This window comes from Streptomyces sp. CC208A, from assembly GCF_030010625.1.
Taxonomy (GTDB): Bacteria; Actinomycetota; Actinomycetes; order Streptomycetales; family Streptomycetaceae; genus Streptomyces.
Map to the genome: position 1 here is coordinate 78338 of NZ_JASCXN010000010.1, position 22252 is coordinate 100589.

Here is a 22252-nt window from a genome sequence, read left to right on the forward strand (position 1 = left end):
TGTAACCGGAGGGCGGGCTCCGGTCGCCGGGGGTGACGACGGCGGCCCGGCCCCAGGGAAGGGGCCGGGCCGCCGTCATGCCCGGTCGTCCGGGCCCGGTGTCACGCCTCCGGCTGCGCGGGGGCGGCCTTCTTGGCGACGCGCTTGCGCGGGGCCTTGGGCGCCGCCTCCTCGGCCGGGGCCTCGGCGACGGCCTTCTTCACCGTGCGCCGACGGGTCGTCGTCGCCTTCTGCGGCTCCGACGCGTCCGGCGCCACGGCGGCGGCCGTCTTCTTGGCGGCGGCCCGCTTGCGCGGAGCCTTGGGGGCCTCCTCGGCGGGGGCCTCCGTCGTCTCGGCGGCGGCTGCCGTCTTGGCGGTGGTCCGCTTGCGCGGGGTCTTCGGGGCTTCCGTCGTCGTCTCGGCGGTGGCCGTCTTCTTGGCGGCGGCGCGCTTACGGGGAGCCTTGGGGGCCTCCTCGGCGGGCGCTTCCGTCGTCTCGGGAGCCGCCGTCTTCTTGGCGGCGGCCCGCTTACGAGGAGCCTTGGGGGCCTCCGTCGTCTCGGCGGTGGCCGTCTTCTTGGCGGCGGCCCGCTTGCGCGGGGCCTTCGGGGCCTCCTCGACCGGCGTCTCGACGACCGGGGCCTCGGCGGCCGGGGTCGGGATCACCACGACGGCCTCGGCGGCGGCGGTGGTGGTCACCGGGCTCGACGCCTTGCGGACCACACGGCGGCGCGGACGGGCGGCCGGCTCCTCGACGGCCGGGGCCACGGGGGCCTCGACGACGACCGGAGCGGCCTCGACGACCGCACCCGGGCTGCTGGCCGGGCGGGTCGCCCGGCGCCGGGCACGCGGCGCCGGGGCGGCCACGGCCTGCGCCGGAACGGCGGCCGGAGCCTGCGCCGGAGCGGCCTTGACCGTCTCGACGGTCTCGGCCGGGCGGGACGCCGGGCGCTCCTCCGCAGCCTGGGCGGGGACGGACCGCTTGCGGGCGGCGGCCAGCTCGGCGGCGGCCGTCTCCACCGTCTGGAAGGTCACCGTCTCCTCGGCCTGCGGCCGGACCCGCCGCTTGCGCGGTGCGCGCACCGGGGCGGGAGCGGCGGCCGGGGCGACGGGCGCCTCGGCGACGCCCTCCGCACGACCACCACGACCGCGGCGGCGGCGCGGAGCCGTCTCCTCGGCGGGGGCCTGGACGGGCGCGGCGGCCTTGACGACCGGGGCCTCGACGGGCGCGGCGGCCTTGACGACCGGAGCCTCGACGGGCGCGGGGGCCTCGACGGGCGCGGGGGCCTCGGCGGCCGGGGCCTTGACGGCCGGCGCCTCGACCGTCTCGACGACGGCCGCCACCGGCTCCGTACGACCGCCATGGCCACGGCGGCGGCGCGGGGCCGTCTCCTCGACCGGGGCCTCGACGGGCGCGGGGGTCTCCACCGCTTCCTGCGCCTCCTGCGCGGGAGCCGGGGCGGCGCCGGCGACCGGGATGCCGCCGGACTGGCCGCGGGTGCGGCGGCGGCGCGGACGGCGCGGGCCCTCGACGGCCTCGGCCGGCGCGGGGGCCTCGGCGGTCTCGGCGGTCTCCGGAGCGGCGACGTCCTGCGGGGCGTCGGCGACCGTGGAACCGCCGCGGGTACGGCGGCGCTGGCGCGGGGTGCGCGTACGGGCGGGGCGCTCCTCGGCGGCCGGGGGCTCGGCGCGGCCGCCACGGCCACGACGGCCGCCCGGCTCGCCCAGGTCCTCCAGCTCCTCCGCCGCGAGACCCGCGCGGGTCCGCTCGGAGCGCGGCAGGATGCCCTTGGTGCCCTCGGGGATGTCCAGGTCGGCGTAGAGGTGCGGCGAGCTGGAGTAGGTCTCCACCGGGTCGGCGAAGTCCAGTTCGAGGGCCTTGTTGATCAGCTGCCAGCGCGGGATGTCGTCCCAGTCGACCAGCGTGATCGCCGTACCCGTGTTGCCCGCGCGGCCGGTGCGGCCGGTGCGGTGCAGGTAGGTCTTCTCGTCCTCGGGGATCTGGTAGTTGATGACGTGGGTGACGCCCTCGACGTCGATGCCGCGCGCGGCGACGTCGGTGCAGACGAGGACGTCCACCTTGCCGTTGCGGAAGGCGCGCAGCGCCTGCTCGCGAGCGCCCTGGCCGAGGTCGCCGTGGACCGCGCCGGAGGCGAAGCCGCGCCGCTGGAGCTGCTCGGCGATGTCGGCCGCCGTCCGCTTCGTACGGCAGAAGATCATCGCGAGGCCGCGGCCGCGGGCCTGGAGGATGCGCGCGACCATCTCCGGCTTGTCCATGTTGTGCGCGCGGTAGACGCGCTGCGTGATGTTGGCGTGGGTCACGCCCTCACCGTCCGGCGAGGTCGCGCGGATGTGGGTGGGCTGCGACATGTAGCGGCGGGCCAGGCCGATGACCGCGCCCGGCATGGTGGCCGAGAACAGCATGGTCTGGCGCTTGGCCGGAAGCATGTTGATGATCTTCTCGACGTCGGGCAGGAAGCCCAGGTCGAGCATCTCGTCGGCCTCGTCGAGGACGAGGGTCCTGACGTGCGACAGGTCGAGCTTGCGCTGTCCCGCCAGGTCGAGCAGGCGGCCGGGGGTGCCGACGACCACGTCGACGCCCTTCTGGAGCGCCTCGACCTGCGGCTCGTACGCCCGGCCGCCGTAGATGGCGAGGACGCGCACGTTGCGCACCTTGCCGGCGGTCAGGAGGTCGTTGGTGACCTGCTGGCACAGCTCGCGGGTCGGGACGACGACGAGGGCCTGCGGGGCCTCCGTCAGCTGCTCGGGCTTGGCGCGGCCGGCCTCGACGTCGGCGGGGACGGTGACGCGCTCCAGGATCGGCAGACCGAAGCCGAGGGTCTTGCCCGTGCCGGTCTTGGCCTGGCCGATGACGTCGGTGCCGGTGAGGGCGACCGGAAGGGTCATCTCCTGGATGGGGAAGGGATTCACGATGCCGACGGCTTCGAGCGCCTCGGCGGTCTCGGGAAGGATTCCGAGCTCTCGGAACGTAGTCAGGGTGCTGCCTCTTCTGTGAGACGCGGCGCGAGGCGAACGAAGGGGGTCTCATCGTGCCGGGCTCTTCCCGCGGGATCCTGGGGAAGATCACCGCCGGGTGGCACGGGACCACTGCCGCCGCTCGAGCGTCGTACCGCTTGAGGGACCCTTCGGCAGGCCGCCGGAAGGGCTGTCGGGCCGGAGCCGATCGGGCCACCGACCGGGCATCCTCATTCATGCGTCGGCCCACCGGATACGTCCGTACATGCGAAAGCATGTCCGCATACTCGGCAGGCGCATTACCACTGTACCCCGGATTCGCGCATGTGTGTTGGGCGAAATGGGGATGAGGGCACGGTCACACCGCCCGAGGGGAACCTTCGGGGGCCTCGGGAGCGCGTTATTGTGCGCTGCATGGAGACGCCTGACAACGCCACACCCGCCGGTGACCCCGAGGACGCCGACACGCCCACCGGCATCGCCGCCCAGGACTGGGCCACCGCTTCCGCGGAGCCGCAGTACCGCGCCGCCGTGATCGACCTGCTCGGCGCGCTGGCCTACGGCGAGCTCGCGGCCTTCGAGCGGCTCGCCGAGGACGCCAAGCTCGCGCCGTCCCTGGAGGACAAGGCGGAGCTGGCGAAGATGGCCTCCGCCGAGTTCCACCACTTCGAGCGGCTGCGGGACCGGCTGGCCGCCGTGGACGCCGAGCCGACCGTGGCGATGGAGCCCTTCGCGAAGGCGCTCGACGACTTCCACCGCCAGACCGCTCCGTCGGACTGGCTGGAGGGCCTGGTCAAGGCGTACGTGGGCGACTCGATCGCCAGCGACTTCTACCGCGAGGTCGCGACCCGGCTCGACTCCGACACCCGTGCCCTGGTGCTGGCGGTGCTCGACGACACCGGGCACGGCAACTTCGCCGTGGAGAAGGTCCGCGCCGCGATCGAGGCCGACCCGCGGGTCGGCGGCCGGCTCGCGCTGTGGGCCCGCCGCCTGATGGGCGAGGCGCTGTCGCAGGCGCAGCGGGTGGTGGCGGAGCGGGACGCGCTCTCCACGATGCTCGTCGGCGGGGTCGCGGACGGCTTCGACCTCGCGGAGGTGGGCCGGATGTTCTCCCGGATCACCGAGGCGCACACCAAGCGGATGGCGGCGCTGGGCCTCGCCGCCTGAGCGGGCCCTACGCGTACGAGTCGGCCGCGTGCCCGGACCCCTGGTCCCGGCCACGCGGCCGTCGTGCGTGGGGCGGTCGGTCAGTACGCCGCGGGCGATGAGCGGCGCAGTCCGCGGGCGGCCGGGCGGACGAGGAGCGAGAGCAGCACCGCCGCCACCGCGACGGCGCCGACGAGGGTGGCGAGGAAGTGACCGGGGCCGAGCGCCCCGTGGGTGACGAGCGCGCCGAAGACGGCACCGAGCGCACCGGTGACGAGGACGGTCCCGCGGGCGGGGAGGCGGTCGGGCAGGCGGTGCACGGCGGCCCAGGCCAGGGCGAGTCCGAGCAGGGCGGAGCCGAGGGCTTCCAGGAACACGGTGGATCACCTCGCGAGGGGTGCGGGGCGGGTGGTGCGGTCAAGTCCCCTCCTACCCCGGGCCACCGGAACGCAACCCTCCCTCCGTCCCGGCGGAGCGCCCCGTACACCCCGCGGGCGCGGCCGGGGGGCGGGTGCGGGGGCGTGCGGGACGACACCCGGACGGCCGTACGCGAGGAGGCCCGGAGGGACGGGTGTCCCTCCGGGCCTCCTGCACAGGATCCGGGGCTCAGAGCGCGCCGAAGCCCACCCGGCGCACCGCGGACTCGCCGAGCTCCACGTACGCGATCTTGTCCGACGGAACGAGGACCCGGCGGCCCTTCTCGTCCTCCAGGCTGAGCAACGGCGCCTTGCCGGACAGCGCGTCCGCGACGGCGCGCTCCACGTCCTCGGCGGACTGCCCGCTCTCCAGAACGATCTCCCGGGGCGCGTGCTGCACGCCGATCTTGACCTCCACGGCTATGTCCCTCCGAACGGTCAGCGTTGCGCGATGAACCCGCGCCGTACGCTGCACACATTAGCCCGGTGAGGGGACGCGCACGGTCCTGTCGGCACACGCCAGGAGCGAACAGTCACGGGGAACAGGCGCGGGCAACAGGCCCGGGGAACGAGACCGGCCACGCGCGCGTGGGGAGGGGGTCAGTGGCCCTCGGCGCTCAGCTGGCCGTCGGCCGGGTGCAGCGGGAAGCCGGCGATGCCGCGCCAGGCGAGCGAGGTGAGCAGGGAGACCGCCGTGTCGCGGGGGATCGGGGACTCGCTGGAGAGCCAGTAGCGGGCGACGACCTGCGACACGCCGCCGAGGCCCACCGCGAGCAGCATCGACTCGTCCTTGGACAGGCCGGTGTCCTCGGCGATGACCTCGGAGATCGCCTCGGCGCACTGGAGGCTCACCCGGTCGACGCGCTCGCGCACGGCCGGCTCGTTGGTGAGGTCGGACTCGAAGACGAGCCGGAAGGCGCCGCCCTCGTCCTCGACGTAGGCGAAGTAGGCGTCCATGGTGGCCGCCACGCGCAGCTTGTTGTCCGTGGTGGAGGCGAGGGCCGTGCGGACCGACTGGAGCAGGGCCTCGCAGTGCTGGTCGAGCAGGGCCAGGTAGAGCTCCAGCTTCCCGGGGAAGTGCTGGTACAGGACCGGCTTGCTGACGCCGGCCCGCTCGGCGATGTCGTCCATGGCCGCGGAGTGGTAGCCCTGGGCGACGAAGACCTCCTGGGCCGCACCGAGCAGTTGGTTCCGCCGGGCGCGGCGCGGCAGCCGCGTACCGCGAGGGCGTGCTGCCTCTGTCTGCTCGATGGCGCTCACGCGGCCTCCCAAGAATCGATCCATATGCGCTGTCGCGCCGCGCGGCCATCGTACTTTTGGGTAACCCGGGTGTGCGCGGTGCGGACGCAGAATTTCACGGACCGGACGCCGCGGTCGACAGGCACTTCAAGATTAAACCGAACGAATCAGCGGTAGTCGTCTTCGTCGAGGGCGATGACACGCGCCTGTTCGGAGGCATCCCCCTCGTCCGCGGTGTCGTGGGAGATGGCGTCCAGCGGCTCGTCCTCGTCGGGACGCAGCTCGGTGTGCTGTTCGGCGGCGTCGGCCTCCGGGACTTCCTCGTCGAGCACGGCTTCCTCTTCCTCGGGGAACGTGTCCGGCTCGGACGGATCGACAGTCATGCGCTTCCTTCCCGTCCTCCCCGCGCGCGAGCGGCCGCCCGCGCCGATGCCTCTTCCTACGAGCCTAGGAGTCCCGGCGCGGCACCGCACCCGAGCCGCGTCCACCGGTGCTCCGGCCGGACGCCACGCGGCTTGTGACCGCACCCACACCCGAGGCCGCGTGATCGTCTCGTAATATTGCGGCCATGTCCTCGACCGAGCTGCCGGAAACCCGGACCGCCGACGCCGCTCCGGCGACGCCGCGACCGCGCGCCGTCCGGGTCGCCGACGGCGAGGAGCTCCGCTCCGTCGCGCTCCCCGGACTCTCCCTCACCGTGCGCTCCCGGCCCGGCGGCCGCCCCGGCCTGCCGCCCGCGCTGTACGTGCACGGCCTCGGCGGTTCCTCGCAGAACTGGTCCGCCCTGATGCCGCTCCTCGCCGACCTCGTCGACGGCGAGGCCGTCGACCTGCCCGGCTTCGGCGACTCCCCGCCGCCCGACGACGGCAACTACTCGGTCACCGGACACGCCCGGGCGGTCATCCGGCTGCTCGACTCCGCGGGCCGCGGCCCCGTCCACCTCTTCGGCAACTCGATGGGCGGCGCCGTCGCCACCCGGGTCGCCGCCGTCCGGCCCGACCTGGTCCGCACCCTGACCCTGGTCTCGCCGGCCCTGCCCGAGCTGCGCGCCCAGCGCACCGCCTGGCCGACGGCGCTGCTCGCCGTGCCCGGCGTCGCCGGGCTCTTCGCCCGCCTCTCCCGGGACTGGACGGCCGAGCAGCGCGTCCAGGGCGTCCTCTCGCTCTGTTACGGGGACCCCGCCCGGGTCACCGAGGAGGGCTTCCGGCACGCCGTCGAGGAGATGGAGCGCCGGCTCGAACTCCCCTACTTCTGGGACGCCATGGCCCGCTCCTCGCGCGGCATCGTCGACGCCTACACGCTCGGCGGCCAGCACGGGCTCTGGCGCCAGGCCGAGCGGGTGCTGGCGCCGACCCTCCTCGTCTACGGCGGCCGCGACCGGCTCGTCTCGTACCGGATGGCCCGCCGGGCCGCCGCCGCCTTCCGCGGCTCGCGGCTGCTGGGCCTGCCCGACGCCGGTCACGTCGCGATGATGGAGTACCCCGAGACGGTCGCCGCGGCCGCGCGGGAGCTGATCGCGGACCACGACGCGCGGCACGACGGGAGCTGAGCCCGGGGTGGGACGCCATAGCCGAAAAGGGCCCGCGCCCTCGGTGACCGACACCGGGCGCACACCGGTGGTGGACACGGAGCGCACGCGGGCGGAGGACACCGGGCGCACGCCGGTCGTGGACACCGGCGCGGGCACGGGCCGACGCCGCCGGCCCTCCGGCGGCCCGGACGAGTACGGCACGACCCGGGGACACGGCACCTTCCACGGCTACGGGACACCCGCGCACGGGACGCCGGTCCACGGGACCCCCGCGCACGGCACCCCGGTGTACGGGACCCCTGCGCACGGCACCCCGGTCTACGGGACGCCCGCGCACGGCGCCCCCGCCTCCGGCGGCGGGGGCGCGTACGACACGCCCGCGCACGGGGTTCCGCACACCCCCGCCCACGGCATCCCGGTCCGTGGCGGGCATCCCGCGCACGAGGAGGGCGTACGTCCGGGGCCCGAGCGGTACGGGCCCGCCACCGGCACCGCCTCGCCCGTCCCCGGGCCGCGCCGGCACGTCGGGGCCCCGGCCGCCGAACCGGTCGACGCGCCCGCGCCCGAGGGCGAGGCCGCGGGGAAAGCGGGCAAGGGACGGGCGCTCACCGGGATCGCGGCCGCCGCCGTCACCACCTGTCTCGCGATCGTCGTCGCGGGGCAGGTCACCGACCGCGAGGCCGACGCCCCGGCCGTCCGGGCCGCGCAGAAGCCCACCGAGCGCCCCTCCGAGGACTCCGCCTCCCGCACCGGCGAGCGGCCCGCCCCGGCGAGCCCGACGCCCGCGAAGAGCGCCCCGGCGCCCACGTACGAGCAGTTGATGACCCGTCAGTTCCCGATCGACCCGAAGCTGACCGGCTCCGGCGAGTTCGAGGCCGTGCCCGGGCTCGACAAGGCGCCCGGCAGGGGGCAGAAGTACCGCTACAGGGTGGACGTCGAGAAGGGCATCGGCCTGGACGCCGGGCTCTTCGCGCGGGCCGTCCAGGAGACCCTCAACGACAAGCGCGGCTGGGCCGGTCAGGGGGCCATGACCTTCGAGCGGATCTCCAGCGGGCAGCCCGACTTCGTCATCACCCTCGCGAGCCCCGGCACCACCGGCAAGTGGTGCGCCAAGTCCGGCCTCGACACCACCGTCGACAACGTCTCCTGCGACTCGGCCTCCACCGAACGCGTGATGATCAACGCTTTCCGATGGGCGCAGGGCGCGGAGACCTTCGGACCGAAGGCGATGCTCGCCTACCGGCAGATGCTCATCAACCACGAGATCGGCCACCGGCTCGGCCACAACCACGTCTCGTGCCGTACGCCGGGCGCCCTGGCGCCGGTGATGCAGCAGCAGACGAAGACCCTGGAGGTCGACGGCATCCGATGCCGCCCCAACCCCTGGGTGCATCCCGGGAGTTGACCCTCCCCTGACGTGACGGACCGGCGCCGGCGTTTTCCGCCCCGGCGCCGCTTGAGCCGGGTGCGGGCCGACGGCTTTCCCTTTTCCGGATTTCCTTTCCGGACGCGCCCGCTTTCCCCGCGCATTCCCCGCCTCCGCGGAATTCCCTTCCCCGCGGCCCCGCCGCCGCGTACCCCGACCGAACGCGAGGGGCTTGGGAAAGTTACGTGCATTCACCCCTTCCGGTGGTGCGACGGACAACCGTCCGTCGCACCACCGGTCCCTGCGCTTACGTTCTTCCCGCTGTGGGATTCCCGCAGAGGGAGAACAGCCGCGCGCCGCGGACCAGAACGGCGGGCGCCGTCAAGGGAGAGACCGGGGGTGTGTGCTCGTGCGGATCGGACTGCTCACGGAGGGTGGCGTCCCGTGCGCCACCGGTGACAGCGGTGACGCCGGAGCCTGGTGGCAGCGGCTCGTCCACGGCCTCGCCTCCCACGACTTCGACCTCTACGCCGTCGGCGCCCCCCTCATCGGCGTCCCGCTGCCCCCCAACGCCCGGCCCGCCCCCGCCACCGGCGAAGGCGCCCTCCCCGCCGGGCCGCCCGAGCGCGCGGGCCGCCGCGCCTACGGCCGCCGCGACCGCCGCCGCTTCGCCGAGGGCTTCCACGCCCTCGCCACCGGCCTCACCGCCGAGGACGACGCCGCGGACGCCTTCGGCACCGGCCTCGGCGCCCTCGCCGACCTCGCCCGCGACAGCGGCGGACTGCCCGGCGCCCTCCGCTCCGACGAGGCCGTCCGCCTCCTGGAGGACGCCTGCCGTGCGCCCGGCGCCCGCCGCGCCGTCGCCGCGGCCGGACTCCGCGACCACCTCGTCTTCGCCGACCACCTGGAGCGGGCCCTGCGCCCCCTCTCCCTCGACTGGTACGACGAGACCGCCCTCGGCGCCGCCGACCTCTGCCACGCCACCGCCGGCGGGCCCGTCGCCCTCCCCGGGCTCCTGGCCAAACGCTTCTTCGGCACCCCGCTCCTCGTCACCGAGTACGGCGTCGGGCTGCGCGCCCACTACCTCTCCGCCGCCCCCGCCGGCCGCTCCGCCGCCCTGCGCACCCTGCTCGCCGCCCTCCACGGCCGCCTCGCGGGCGAGACGTACCGCCGGGCCGACCTCCTCACCCCCGGCAACGCCCACACCCGCCGCTGGCAGGAGAAGCTCGGCGCCGACCGGGACCGCGTCCGCACCGTCCACCCCGGCATGCCCGCCGAACGCTTCGCCGAGGTCGGCGAGGACGAGGAGAGCGGCGAGCCCGGCACCCTCGTCTGGATCGGCCGCGTCGAACCCGCCAAGGACCTCGTCTCCCTCCTCCACGCCTTCGCCGACCTCCGCGCCCGGCAGCCCGGCACCCGGCTGCGGATCGTCTCCGTCCCCGCCGCCGACGGCGGGGCGGAGCCGGACACCGCCTCCTGCGCCTACCTCACGCAGTGCGCCGCGCTCGCCGCCCAGCTCTTCCCCGACGAGGCCGCGGGCGCCCACGCCGTCGGCGAGAACCCCGTCTCCTTCGAGGAACTCGGCGGGCCCGAGGCCCCCACCCTGGAGGGCGTCTACGCCTCCGCCGCCGTCGTCGTCCTCTCCAGCACCGTCGAGGGCTTCCCCGCCAGCCTCGTCGAGGCCATGCTCTGCGCCCGCGCCACCGTCTCCACCGACGTCGGCGCGGTCGTCGAGATCATCGGCGGCACCGGACTCGTCGTGCCCCCGCGCAACCCCCGGGCGCTCGCCGACGCCTGCCTCGCGCTGCTGCGCGACCCCGAGCGCCGCCACCGGCTCGGCGCGGCCGCCCGCGCCCGCGCGCTCGAACTCTTCACCGTCGACCAGAACCTCGCCGCGTTCCGCTCCATCTACCTGGAACTCCTCTCCCACGCGCCGGTACGCCACCGCGCCGGGTCCGACGTGCCCTTCGCCCACCCCGCCGAGGCGCACCTCCCCGGCGGCTGGGCGCCGAAGGCCGTCCCCGCGGGCACAGGAGCCCCCGATGCCTGAAGGAGGCACACCCATGCGCGGCCCCGCCGCCCCGACGAGCCCCGGAGCCTGGGACGCCCGCTCCGAGGCCCTCCTCGGCACCCCCGCCGTGGACGCGGAACCCGCGCCCTCCTCCCCGATAGCCCCGGGGCCCGCGGGCCCCGGGGAGACCGCCCTGGACGACCTCCTCTCCGCCTTCGGCCCGCCCCGCCCGACACCGGCCGACGAGCCCGCACCCGAGCCGACGGCCCCCGAGCCGACCGCGCCCGAGGCGGAGCCCGTACCGGAAGAGGCGGAGCCCGTACGGGAGAAGACGGAGGACGAGGCCGGGAAGCCGGAGGACGGACCCGCGCCCGAGACGCCCGCCCCCGACGGTCCCGTCGCCCCCGCGCCCGGTGCCGCCTGGGGCGAGCCGCCCGCGCCCGTCACCAAGACGCCCGCCACCACCCCCGTCCCCTCGAAGGCGCGGCGCGGCGGCGACCCCGTCAAGGTGCTGATGCACCGGCACCGGGAGCTGTGCGCCCGCGCCGTCGACCCGCTGGAGATCGCCGCCGGGCTCGAAGCGCGCGGCTTCACCGACCGGACCGCCGCCCGCTACCGGCACCGGGACGTCTTCTCGCTCGCCGAGGAGCTGTACGCGCGCGTGCCCCGCGCCCACCCGGAGCCCGCGCCCGCCGAGGAGCCCCCGGGACCCCGGGCGCCGTGGGCACTCGCCGCGCTCGCGCCCGGGGCCGCCGCCGCCCTTCTCGTACCCGCCCTCCTCCACCTCGACGGGGCCGCCCGGCTCGCCGCCGGGACCGCCGGGGCGCTCGGGCTCGCCGCCGCGCTCGTCCTCGCCGTCCGGCGCGGGCCCCTCCACGCGCCCGCCACCGCGCCCGCCGCCCGGCTGTGGACCCTGTGGCTCCTCGCGTACGCCGTCGCCGGCGACGGCCTGTTGGCGCAGGTGCTCGCCGGCGGGCCCGACGGCGGCTGGGACCTCGACCCCGGCCCGCTCCTCGGGCTCGCGCTCGCCGTCGCGCCCGCCGCCTGGTGCGCCCACCTCTTCGCGGGGCGGGCCCGCCGCCGCATCGCCACAGGGCGCGGCCTCGCCGACTTCGCCGCCGGCACCCGGGCGTGGCTCCTCGCCGCCGTCCTCCTCCACCTCGCCGCCCTCACCGCGCTGCTCGCGCTCACCGGCCTCACCGCCGGTGCCCTCGCCCTCGGCGCCCTGCTCCTCCTCGCCCGGCTGCTCACCGTCCACGGACACCCCGGGACCGCGGCCGCCGCCCTCGCCGCCGCCTGCGCCGCCGAAGTCCTCGGCCTCGCGAGCGTGCTGGCCGCCCGGCTCCCGCTCCCCGGCTTCGACGCGCTCGCCGTCCCCGTACGGACCGCCGTCGACGCCTGGGGACCCGGCGCCCTCCCCGCGCTGGTCTGCGGCGCCGCCGCGCTCGGCCTGCTCGCCCACGCGACCGGTGCCCTCACCCGGGCCTCGGCCCACACCACCCCCTGACCCGGAGCACCCGCGGAGCCGACGCCGCGGGCGCGCCGCCCCCCTCTCTCTCATCACCCTCAAGGAGAACCCAGACCATGACCCCTCTCTCCCCAGCACCGGCCGGTCGGCACGAAGGGGCCGCACGATGAGGGTGCTACTGCTCGGAGCCAACGGCTTCATCGGCCGCTTCGTCGCCGACCGGCTGCTCGCCGACCCGGCGGTCCACCTCACCGCCCTCGGCCGCGGCGACGACGCCGACGTCCGCTTCGACCTCGCCACCGGCAGCCCCGGCGCGCTCACCCGCTTCCTCGACGCCGTCCACCCCGGGGTGGTCGTCAACTGCGCGGGCGCCACCCGCGGCGGGGCCCGCGACCTGACCCGGCACAACACCGTGGCCGTCGCCACCGTCTGCGAGGCCCTGCGCCGCAGCGGCTGCGGGGCCAGGCTCGTCCAGGTCGGCTGCGCCTCCGAGTACGGGCCCAGCCAGCCCGGCTCCTCCACCGCCGAGGACGCGGTGCCGCGCCCGGGAGGCCCGTACGGAGTCTCCAAGCTCGCCGCCACCGAACTCGTCCTCGGCTCCGGGCTCGACGCCGTCGTGCTCCGGGTCTTCTCGCCCGTCGGCCCCGGCACCCCCGCCGGCTCCCCGCTCGGCCGGCTCGCCGAGGCGATGCGCCGGGCCATGCAGGCCGGAGACGGCGAGCTCAAGCTCAGCGGCCTCGGCGTGCAGCGGGACTTCGTGGACGTCCGGGACGTGGCCAGGGCCGTGCACGCCGCCTCCCTCTCCGCCGCCCAGGGCGTCGTCAACATCGGTACGGGGCGGGCCGTCCGGCTCCGGGACGCCGCCGCCGTCCTCGCCCGGGTCGCCGGCTACACGGGCAACCTGCACGAGGTCGACGGCCCGCACGGCATCCCGCAGCGGCCCGTCATTGGCGCCCCGCGCACCGAGGCGACCATCGCCGAACAGCTGGCCGCCACCCCGTCCCCGTACCCCGACGGCTGCGGACCCTGGCAGCAGGCCGACGTCCGCACCGCCCGCGACCGGCTCGGCTGGCGCCCCCGGATCAACCTGGAGGAGTCGCTCGCCGACATCTGGATGGAGGCGGCGTGCCGCATCTGACGCGCACCGGCACGGCGGCCGGTACGGTCCGCACGCTCGGCGTGGGCGCCCCCGGCTACGCCCACCCGCTGCTCGCCCCCGTCGAGTGGGCCGAACTGGCCCGTCCCGGGGCGCCCGTGCACTGGGCGGTGCTCAACGTCTCCGACGGCCCGGGCAGCCGCCCCGACCCGCACTGCCTGGAGGCCGCGGGACGGCTGCGGCACGCGTTTGAGGGGGCCGCGCACAGCGCGTCGTCGAGGGGCGGTGGTCGGGCGACGGGCGGGCGGGTGCTCGGGCACCTGGACCTGGCGCACGGCTCCCGGCCCTTCGGCGAGCTGGTCTCGCAGGCCCAGCGGTTCGTCGACTGGTACCGGGTGGGCGGCTTCTATCTGGACCGCTGTCCCACGGACCGGACAGACCTGTCCGGAGTGAGAAGGGTCACGACCACCCTCTCGGCCCTCCTCGGCGGCGACGCCCACCTCGTCCTCGGCCACGGCACCCACCCCCACCCCGGCTACGCGGAGGCGGCGGACCAGCTGGTCACCTTCTCCGGCGCCTGGGTGGACTACCGCTGGTCCCAAGTGGCCGAGTGGACGGCGGACTACCCGGAGGGGAAGTTCGCGCACCTCGTCCACGGGGTGCCGCGCACCCACCTCGACGAGGCGCTGCGGATCGCCCGCTGGCAGGGCGCGGGGACGATCTTCTTCACCGACCGCACCGGCGGCCCCGAGGCCCGGGGACAGAACGCGCCATTCCACTCGCTGCCCGGCTACTGGGACGAAATCGTCTCGCGTATCGGACCGGGTGTCTCGGAATGAGAAGGGGCGTGGCAGTGTTACGGGAAGAACAACCGTACTGACATACCGACCAACGGAGTCCCCGTGTCGCTGCCACCCCTGGTCGAGCCGGCTGCCGAGCTCACCGTAGACGAGGTCCGCAGGTACTCCCGCCACCTGATCATCCCCGACGTGGGGATGGACGGGCAGAAGCGGCTGAAGAACGCCAAGGTGCTCTGCGTGGGCGCCGGCGGCCTCGGCTCGCCGGCCCTCATGTACCTGGCCGCGGCCGGTGTCGGCACGCTCGGCATCGTGGAGTTCGACGAGGTCGACGAGTCGAACCTGCAGCGCCAGATCATCCACAGCCAGTCCGACATCGGCCGCTCCAAGGCCGAGTCGGCGCGCGACAGCGTGCTCGGCATCAACCCGTACGTGAACGTGATCCTTCACGAGGAGCGGCTGGAAGCCGACAACGTGATGGACATCTTCGGCCAGTACGACCTGATCGTCGACGGCACCGACAACTTCGCCACCCGCTACCTGGTGAACGACGCCTGCGTGCTGCTGAACAAGCCGTACGTGTGGGGCTCGATCTACCGCTTCGACGGCCAGGCGTCGGTCTTCTGGTCCGAGTACGGCCCCTGCTACCGCTGCCTCTACCCGGAGCCCCCGCCGCCGGGCATGGTCCCCTCCTGCGCCGAGGGCGGCGTCCTGGGCGTGCTCTGCGCGTCCATCGGCTCCATCCAGGTCACCGAGGCCATCAAGGTCCTCGCCGGCGTCGGCGAGCCGCTGGTCGGCCGCCTGATGATCTACGACGCCCTGGAGATGCAGTACCGCCAGGTCAAGGTCCGCAAGGACCCGAACTGCGCGGTCTGCGGCGAGAACCCGACCGTCACCGAGCTCATCGACTACGAGGCCTTCTGCGGCGTCGTGTCCGAGGAGGCCCAGGAGGCGGCGCTCGGCTCCACGATCACTCCGAAGCAGCTCAAGGAGTGGATCGACGACGGCGAGAACATCGACATCATCGACGTCCGCGAGCCGAACGAGTACGAGATCGTCTCCATCCCCGGCGCCCGCCTGATCCCGAAGAACGAGTTCCTGATGGGCAACGCCCTCCAGGACCTCCCGCAGGACAAGAAGATCGTCCTGCACTGCAAGACGGGTGTCCGCAGTGCGGAAGTCCTCGCCGTGCTCAAGTCCGCGGGCTTCGCGGACGCGGTGCACGTCGGCGGCGGCGTGATCGGCTGGGTCCACCAGATCGAGCCCGAGAAGCCGGTGTACTAGAAGCTGCGACGAAGGCCCCGGACCCGTGCGGTCCGGGGCCTTCGCGCGTCTCCGTCACCCGCAGGTCGTGCCGTACGAGGGCACCTTCCCGTCGAGCAGGTACGCGTCGACCGTCCGCGTCACGCACGCCGAGGTGCCGTACGCGCCGTGCCCCTCGCCCTTGTTGGTGACCAGGATCCCGACGCCCTCGCCGAGCTCCTCCGCCATCCGCTCCGCGCCCTCGTACGGGGTCGCCGGGTCGCCCGTCGTGCCCACGACGAGGACCGGGGCCGCGCCCGGCGCGGACGCCGCCGGGGTCCTCGCCTCGCCCTCCACCGGCCAGTCGGCGCACCAGCCGGCCGTGTCCCAGGCGAGGAAGGCGCCGAAGACGGGGGAGAGCCTCCGGAACTCCGGCAGCAGCGCCTTCGCCTGCTCGGCGGTCGGGCGCTCGCTGGAGTCGGCGCAGGAGATCGCCCGCTGGGAGTGCGACTGGGTGGCGTAACGTCCCTGCTCGTCCCGGTCGTTGTAGGCGTCCGCGAGTCGCAGGAGCGGGCCGCCGTCACCGGACTCGGCCGCGGCAAGCGCCTCGGTGAGCAGCGGCCAGCCGGACTCCGCGTAGAGGGTCACCGCGATGCCGGTGAGCGCGAGGCCCTCGGTGAGCTTCCGCCCGCCGGTCTCCAGGGGCTCGCGGTCGAGCTCCGCGAGCAGCCGGGTGATCCTCGCGCTGCCGGCCGCCGGGTCCTGGCCGGTGCTCCGCAGGTAGTTGTCCAGGGCCCGCTGGAAGCCGACCGTCTGGTGCCGGGCGTGGCCCGCGGTGTCGGCGGTCGGGTCGACGACCGCGTCAAGGACCAGCCGGCCGACCCTGTCGGGGAAGAGGTGGGCGTAGGCGCCGCCGAGCTGGGTCCCGTACGAGATCCCGAAGTAGTGCAGCTTCTCGTCGCCGAGGACCTGCCGGATCAGGTCCAGGTCGCGGGCGGTCGCCGAGGTGGTCGTGTACGGGAGCACGGTGCCGGAGCGGCGGGCGCAGCCGGCGCCGAAGTCCGCCGCGTCCTTCAGGAAGGCGGCCTCCTCGGCGGGCGTGTCCGGGGTGAGGTCGACGCGGGCCTCGGCGGCGGCCTGCTCGGCGTCGGTGCGGCAGACCACGCCGGAGCTGCGGCCCACCCCGCGCGGATCGAAGGAGACCAGGTCGTAGCGGTCGCCCAGGGTCCGGTACTCCTCCGCCAGCTGCGGCAGCGTGTCCACCCCGGAGGCGCCGGGCCCGCCGAAGTTGAAGAGCAGCGAACCGATCCGGCCCTTCCGGTCGGTCGCCTCCTTGCGGATCAGGGCGACCGGCAGCGTGGCGCCCGCCGGCTTCGCGTGGTCCAGCGGCACCCGCACGGTGGCGCAGCGCCACTCGGCACCGGCCCCGTCGCACGGCTTCCAGTCGGGCCGCTGGCCGGTGAGGGAGGCGGGGAGGGCCGGGGACGGGGACGGGGGCGGCTTGGCGTCGGAGGAGGACGCGGCGGACCCGGAAGGCGTGGGAGCCGGCGCGCCCGTGCTCGTACAACCGGTGACCAGCAGTCCGCCGACGGCGAGGGCCGTCAGACACCGGCGTATGGACATGGGAACCCCCCGGGGACGAGACAGGCCAGCCATCCTATGAGGGCCGGAGGCGATTACTTGCAGACGGTCCCCGAGGCGGGGACCACACCTTTCAGGAGGTAGCCGTCGACGGCCTTCTGCACGCAGGCGTTGCCGCCGTTGTAGGCGCCGTGGCCCTCGCCCTCGTACGTCAGCTCCACGCCGACGCCCTTGCCGAGCGCCTTCACCATCGCGTGGGCGCCCTCGTACGGGGTCGCCGGGTCGCCGGTGTTGCCGATCACCAGGATCGGTGCCGAGCCGGGCGCGGAGACGTCCAGGTGCTGCCAGACGCCGGGCACCGGCCACTGCGAGCAGCTCGACAGGGCCCAGCCCATGTAGTCGCCGAAGACGGGGGACGCCTCGCGGAACCGGGGCAGCCGCTCCCTGGCCTGGCCGAGGGTGTAGCGCTCCTCGAAGTCCACGCAGTTGATGGCGGCGTTGGCGGCCTGGATGTTGCTGTAACTGCCGTTCTCATTGCGCCCGTTCATGGAGTCGGAGAGAGCGAGGAGAAGGGCCCCGTCACCGCCGTCCGCGGCCTCGAGCCCCTGCTCCAGATAGGGCCAGAAGTCCTTCGAGTACAGCGCCTGCGCGATGCCGTTGGTGGCCTGGGTCTGGGTCAGCTTCCGGCTGCCGATGCCGGGGATCGGCTCCTCGTCGAGCGCGGCGAGCAGGTCGGTGACGCCCTGCTCGATCTCGGCGACCGTCGCGCCCGGCAGCGCGCACTCGTCGCCCCGGTCCACACAGTCCTGCGCGAAGTTGTCCAGGGCCAGCTGGAAGCCCTTCGCCTGTCCGAGCGCGCCCTCCTCGACGCCCGCGTCCGGGTCCACGACGGCGTCGAAGACGGCCCGGCCCACCCGCTCGGGGAAGAGGTGGGCGTAGACGCCGCCGAGCTGGGTGCCGTACGAGATCCCGAAGTAGTGCAGCCTGTCGTCGCCGAGGACCTGGCGCAGGAGGTCCATGTCCCGGGCCGCGTTCTCCGTGCCGACGTACGGGAGGAGCTTGCCGGCGTCCTTCTCGCAGCCCGCCGCGTACGTCTTCTGCGCGTCGGACAGCGTCCGCTCCTCCGCCCGGTCGTCGGGGGTGAAGTCCAGCGCGTAGTACGCGTCCAGCTCCTTGTCCGTCGCGCACTCCACGGGCTCGCTGCGGCCGATGCCGCGCGGGTCGAAGGAGACCAGGTCGTAGCGGGAGCGCAGGGTCTCGTAGTCGGAGGCGAAGCCGGGCAGGGTGGAGACGCCGGAGACACCGGGGCCGCCGAAGTTGAAGACCAGGGAGCCGATGCGGCGGGCGTTGTCCCTGGCCCGCGCCCGGATCAGGGCCAGCTCGATCGTCTCGCCCTCCGGCTTGGCCCAGTCGAGCGGGGTCTGGAGGAAGGAGCACTCCCACTCGGTGCCGCCGGGCAGCGGCGACGGCGGCTCGCCGCCGCCCTCCGCCGGGGACGGCGCCGGGCAGGTGTCCCACTCCGGCTGCTGCTCCGTCAGCGCCGTCAGACCGGCGGTGCCGGTGGGCCGGGTGGCGGCGGCGGTCCCGTCGCCGCCCGGGTCGTCCGTGCAGCCGGTCAGGCACAGGACGGCGGAGGCGGTGAGGAGGGCGGCGGCGCGCTGGACGGCGGAGATCGGCATGCCCCCATGCTCCGCCGCCCCGCCCGGCCGCGCCCGTGGCACACCCCCAAGCGGGTGTCGGGCCGCCGGTACACGACGAAGGGGCGGAAGAGGTCCCGCACCGGCACAGCGAGCACGTGCACCGGGCGTGGGTACGGGACCAGCGCGAAGAACGCGAGGCCGAAGAGGAGGACGCGCGGCCTGAACGCGAGCGGCGCGCCGGCCATCAGCCCCGGCCGGGGCCTCCGGGCGCCGGTGGGCGCGGTCGAGGCCGGCTGCTCGCTGCTGCTGCTCGGTTTTCCGGCAGGGGTGTATGGCTGCTGGAGGTCTACAGCGCCTCCCGCTTCGTCAGCCAGTTGAAGCAGAGCCAGCCGGGCAGGACCGGCAGCCACAGGGTCAGCAGACGGTAGAGGAGGACCGCCGGGGTGGCGACCTCGATGGGCAGGCCGACCGTGACCAGACCGAGGGTGAGCGCGCCCTCGACCGCGCCGATGCCGCCGGGCGTCGGGGCCGCGGAGCCGAGCGCGTTGCCCGCGAGGAAGACCACCGCCACGCTCGCGTAGCTGATCGACGCGCTCCCGTGCCCGAAGGCGCGGATCGACGCGTCCAGGCAGAGGACGAACGCGCCGGTGAGCAGCAGCATCCCGCCGATGCCGGTGGCCAGCTTCACCGGCCGCTGGAGCACGTCCAGCATGCGCGGCACCACGCCCGCGAAGAGCGACCGCAGCCGGGTCGAGACGAACTTCCGCATGAACGGGATCGCCGTCACCACCAGGACGAGCACCGCGACCGTCAGCAGACCCGCGATGACCGTCCTCGACGGGGTGAACGACTGCGACTTCTCGGTGCCCGTCAGATAGCCGAACAAGAGCAGCAGCAGGATGTGCGCCCCGAGCCCGAAGAGCTGCGAGGCGCCGACGCTCGCCACCGCGAGCCCCGGGCGCACGCCCGAGCGCTGGAGGAACCGGGTGTTCAGGGCGACCCCGCCGACCGCCGCAGGGGCGACGATCTTCACGAACGAGCCGGCGACCTGCGCGGCCACCGTCCGCCCGAACCCCACCCGCTCCGGCACGAAACCGAGCAGGCTCATCGCCGCCGCCACATAGCTGAGCGCGGAGAACAGCACCGCCGCGGCCACCCACCGCCAGTCCGCCTCGCTGATCGTGGACAGCGGCGTCCGGGCGATCTGCGACAGCAGGAAGTACGCGGCGACCGCGCCCGCGATGATCGAGATCAGCGTGCGCGGCTTGATCCGTTCGAGCCGTACGGGCTCCACCGGAGCCTGCGGCCGGATCAGCAGCACCTGACGGCGGATCTGCGCGAGCAGGTCCTCCTCGCGGGCCTCGTCCAGAGCCTCGTCGAGCGCCCGCTTCTCCGCCTTCTTGTCCGCCTTCTTCTCGGCCTTCTCGGCCCTGGGGTCGGCGCCGGGCGCCGGGAGACCCGCGTGCGCGGCCTCCTTCGCCCGCTCCCGCTCCTTCTTCGCCGCCTCCGAGGCGGCCAGGGCCACCTCCCGCTCCCGCTGCGAGCGCGCCCGGGCCAGCTTCCGCAGGGTGGCGCGGGTCGAGCGGCTCAGCGCGATCGGCTGGAGCAGCGGCAGACAGTCGGCCACCGCGTCGGGGCCGAGCACCTCCACGGCCGCCGCCACCGCCCGCTCCGCCCCGACCCGCAGACCCAGGGTCGTCAGGAACTGGGCGATGTCCATCCGCAGCACCAGATCACCGGCCGCGATCTCGCCGCCGCGCAGATCCGTCAGGAACACCCTGCCGGAACGATCCACCAGGATGGCGTCCCCCGACAGCCTGCGGTGCGCGATCCGGCGCGACTGCAGCGCCTTCACCTGCCGCCACGCGCTCCGCACCAGCTCGTCGGTGATCTCGGAGTCGTCCAGCGAGTCCAGGCTCCGCCCGCCGATGTGCTCGTACACGAGCATCACCGCGTCGGGGCCCAGCTCCGAGGTGGCGATCAGCTTCGGCGCGTTCGCCCCGGCCGCGATCGCCGCGTACGCGAGGAGCGCCTCCTGCTCCAGCGCCTGCCGGAGGGAGACGATCGACCGGCGGGTGGTCACCGTCCGCAGGGTGATCCGCCGCCACAGCCGGTAGAAGAAGCCGTGCGCCTGCTGCTCCCGGTCGACGACGGTGACGTCGAGCGGCGGCCCCGACTCCAGGGTCACCAGGTACCGGCGGCCCCGGTCCCCGCTCTCCGCCGTCTCCGGCACCTCCTCCGCGCGCAGCGCCGTCACCGGCCGGAAGCCGACCCGGCGAAGGCCGGCGAGGAGGGTCTGCCCCGTCGGCCGCACGTTCGGGGAGCCGACCGCGTACAGCGTGCCGTACGCCACCGTCCAGCCGATCAGGACGGTGAGGATGATCGAGAAGGCCGTGGTGTAGCCGGCCACCAGCATGGTGAAGGCGTCGAGGAGCAGCACCGCCCAGAGCGAGAACCGCCAGCGCGGTCTTCGGGCCATGCCGACGGCCGTCATGTACGCGATCACCGGCGCCAGGTAGTTGTGCACCGGGTCGGTCAGCCCGCCGCCGCTCGCCGGCTGGGTCAGCGCGTCCTGGATCGTGTCCGGCGCGGCCTTCGCCACCCACAGGTCGACCGCGAGGGTGACCCCGTGGGCGAGGACCGCCGCGAGCACGCCGTCGGCGATCCGCAGTCCGTCCCGTTTCACCAGCCGTTCGATGGCGAAGGCGACCGGCAGGACCAGGATCGCGATCGACGAGACCAGACCGGCGATCTTGACGAAGACGTCGGGGGCGCCGACGGCCCCCTTGTTGATGTCCTCCTCCAGACCGGACGTGGTGCCGTGGGCGAAGGCGGCGATGGCGAGGACGACGGCGATGACGAGCACCCCGGCCAGCAGACGCATGAGGTCGGAGGGCCGGTGGACACGGGCGGCGAGCAGCGGCTCGTCGCCGGAGACCCCTTCGGGCACGTCGGGTCCGGCCCCCCCGGGAGGCTGCGTGTCCTGACCCATCACCATGTCCGTCTCTGCGTGTACCACTGCTTGCGTCTGCCGCTGTCGATCTCGTATCACCAGTCACCGCCCGGACGATGGTGGCACGAAGAGCCACCCGGCGGAGGCAGCAGGGCCATGTCGGTGGGGTGAGGCAGGATGGGCCGGACGAGCCTGGAGGGACCTGTGGGACAGACCGGAGCGAGCGGAGCGGAAGGCTCCGGACCGGCGGGCGAGCTGCCCCCGTACGCGGAGGCGGTGCTCGACGTCGCCGACCGCATCCCGTCGGGCCGGGTGATGACCTACGGCGACGTCGCCGAGTGGCTCGGCGAGGGCGGCCCCCGCCAGGTCGGCCGGGTCATGGCCCTCTACGGCGGCTCCGCCCCGTGGTGGCGGGTCGTCCGCGCCGACGGCACCCTGCTGCCCGGCCACGAACTGCGCGCCCTCGGCCACTACCGCGACGAGGGCACCCCGCTGCGCGAACGCGGCCCGGCCGCCGAGGGACACCTGCCGAGGATCGACATGCGCAGGGCCCGGTGGGACGGGGGTGCCGGGGGCGGCTTCGGTGGAAGTGGAAGTGGAAGTGGCAGCGGCGGGGGCGGCGGAGCGGGATGAGCCGCGCGGCGTGCGGGATCTCACACCGGCCGGTGCCGTCGCCGGTCCGGCCGGGCGCCCGGCCGTCCGGTCCCGGCGAGCGGGGCCCGCGGCCGCCCGGTTTCGCGTAACGTCGGCGGGCGTGCCGCACCCGGCGCCCGTGACGGCGGAGGCAGGGACGGCGGTACGGACCCGGG

18 protein-coding genes are annotated in these 22252 nt (G+C 74.8%); 9 read left to right on the top strand and 9 right to left on the bottom strand.

Translation table 11 applies throughout. The features are described 5' to 3' along the window. Nucleotides 1-101 precede the first annotated feature (101 nt). Nucleotides 102-2888: a DEAD/DEAH box helicase gene (locus QK442_RS13665; protein ID WP_282694188.1), complete on the bottom strand. Its 2787-nt coding sequence runs from the start codon at nt 2886-2888 to the stop codon at nt 102-104. A gap of 483 nt (nt 2889-3371) precedes the next feature. Here QK442_RS13665 and QK442_RS13670 point away from each other — a divergent pair, with 483 nt between their 5' ends. Then, entirely contained in the window at nt 3372-4124 is a 753-nt protein-coding gene (locus QK442_RS13670) for a ferritin-like fold-containing protein (RefSeq protein ID WP_282694189.1), read from the top strand. Nucleotides 4125-4204: 80 nt separating this feature from the next. On the opposite strand, the gene QK442_RS13675 is transcribed toward QK442_RS13670, so the two are convergent. From QK442_RS13675 to QK442_RS13690, 4 genes are all read right to left on the bottom strand, one after another. Beyond that, nucleotides 4205-4480 carry a hypothetical protein gene (locus QK442_RS13675; RefSeq protein WP_282694190.1) on the bottom strand — a complete coding sequence of 92 codons (276 nt, stop codon included), beginning with the start codon at nt 4478-4480 and terminating at the stop codon, nt 4205-4207. 229 nt (nt 4481-4709) lie between these two features. Further along, entirely contained in the window at nt 4710-4937 is a 228-nt protein-coding gene (locus tag QK442_RS13680; RefSeq protein ID WP_282694191.1) for a DUF3107 domain-containing protein, read from the bottom strand. A gap of 182 nt (nt 4938-5119) precedes the next feature. Continuing rightward, on the bottom strand, nt 5120-5779 hold the full coding sequence (locus QK442_RS13685; protein WP_282694192.1) for a TetR/AcrR family transcriptional regulator: 660 nt from the start codon (nt 5777-5779) through the stop codon (nt 5120-5122). A gap of 146 nt (nt 5780-5925) precedes the next feature. Next, nucleotides 5926-6141 carry a hypothetical protein gene (locus QK442_RS13690; protein WP_282694193.1) on the bottom strand — a complete coding sequence of 72 codons (216 nt, stop codon included), beginning with the start codon at nt 6139-6141 and terminating at the stop codon, nt 5926-5928. Nucleotides 6142-6326: 185 nt separating this feature from the next. Between QK442_RS13690 and QK442_RS13695 the strand changes: the two genes are divergently transcribed. The 7 genes from QK442_RS13695 (at nt 6327) to moeZ (ending at nt 15311) form a co-directional block, all read left to right on the top strand. Then, a complete protein-coding gene (locus tag QK442_RS13695) occupies nt 6327-7307 on the top strand; it encodes an alpha/beta hydrolase (RefSeq protein WP_282694194.1) in 981 nt (326 codons plus the stop codon). A 43-nt stretch (nt 7308-7350) separates the two neighbouring features. Beyond that, nucleotides 7351-8694 (top strand): DUF3152 domain-containing protein, encoded by a 1344-nt coding sequence (locus QK442_RS13700; RefSeq protein WP_282694195.1) that lies wholly within the window; start codon nt 7351-7353, stop codon nt 8692-8694. A gap of 370 nt (nt 8695-9064) precedes the next feature. Beyond that, a complete protein-coding gene (locus QK442_RS13705; RefSeq protein WP_282694196.1) occupies nt 9065-10705 on the top strand; it encodes a glycosyltransferase in 1641 nt (546 codons plus the stop codon). Nucleotides 10706-10718: 13 nt separating this feature from the next. Next, nucleotides 10719-12173 carry a hypothetical protein gene (locus tag QK442_RS13710; protein WP_282694197.1) on the top strand — a complete coding sequence of 485 codons (1455 nt, stop codon included), beginning with the start codon at nt 10719-10721 and terminating at the stop codon, nt 12171-12173. 127 nt (nt 12174-12300) lie between these two features. Then, nucleotides 12301-13272 (top strand): NAD-dependent epimerase/dehydratase family protein, encoded by a 972-nt coding sequence (locus QK442_RS13715; protein WP_282694198.1) that lies wholly within the window; start codon nt 12301-12303, stop codon nt 13270-13272. Continuing rightward, nucleotides 13260-14069, top strand: coding sequence for a spherulation-specific family 4 protein (locus QK442_RS13720; RefSeq protein ID WP_282694199.1), 810 nt, complete (start codon nt 13260-13262; stop codon nt 14067-14069). Before QK442_RS13715 ends, QK442_RS13720 begins: the two co-directional genes overlap by 13 nt. Nucleotides 14070-14132: 63 nt before the next feature. Then, complete coding sequence (gene moeZ / locus QK442_RS13725) at nt 14133-15311, top strand: adenylyltransferase/sulfurtransferase MoeZ (RefSeq protein ID WP_282694200.1); 1179 nt, start codon at nt 14133-14135, stop codon at nt 15309-15311. Nucleotides 15312-15365: 54 nt separating this feature from the next. On the opposite strand, the gene QK442_RS13730 is transcribed toward moeZ, so the two are convergent. From QK442_RS13730 to QK442_RS13745, 4 genes are read right to left on the bottom strand one after another with little or no spacing between them, the layout of a single operon-like run. Continuing rightward, nucleotides 15366-16892 carry an alpha/beta hydrolase gene (locus QK442_RS13730; RefSeq protein WP_282694201.1) on the bottom strand — a complete coding sequence of 509 codons (1527 nt, stop codon included), beginning with the start codon at nt 16890-16892 and terminating at the stop codon, nt 15366-15368. A gap of 53 nt (nt 16893-16945) precedes the next feature. Beyond that, the gene (locus tag QK442_RS13735) at nt 16946-18529 is read right to left on the bottom strand and encodes an alpha/beta hydrolase (RefSeq protein ID WP_282694202.1); all 1584 of its coding nucleotides are present in this window, start codon (nt 18527-18529) and stop codon (nt 16946-16948) included. Continuing rightward, entirely contained in the window at nt 18466-18900 is a 435-nt protein-coding gene (locus tag QK442_RS13740; RefSeq protein ID WP_282694203.1) for a respiratory nitrate reductase subunit gamma, read from the bottom strand. The genes QK442_RS13735 and QK442_RS13740 overlap by 64 nt, the downstream gene beginning before the upstream one ends. Next, on the bottom strand, nt 18837-21482 hold the full coding sequence (locus tag QK442_RS13745) for a lysylphosphatidylglycerol synthase transmembrane domain-containing protein (RefSeq protein ID WP_282694204.1): 2646 nt from the start codon (nt 21480-21482) through the stop codon (nt 18837-18839). Before QK442_RS13745 ends, QK442_RS13740 begins: the two co-directional genes overlap by 64 nt. Before the next feature lie 138 nt (nt 21483-21620). On the opposite strand from QK442_RS13745, the gene QK442_RS13750 reads away from it, so the two are divergent. Next, nucleotides 21621-22076 carry an MGMT family protein gene (locus QK442_RS13750; protein ID WP_282694205.1) on the top strand — a complete coding sequence of 152 codons (456 nt, stop codon included), beginning with the start codon at nt 21621-21623 and terminating at the stop codon, nt 22074-22076. Nucleotides 22077-22252 lie beyond the last annotated feature (176 nt).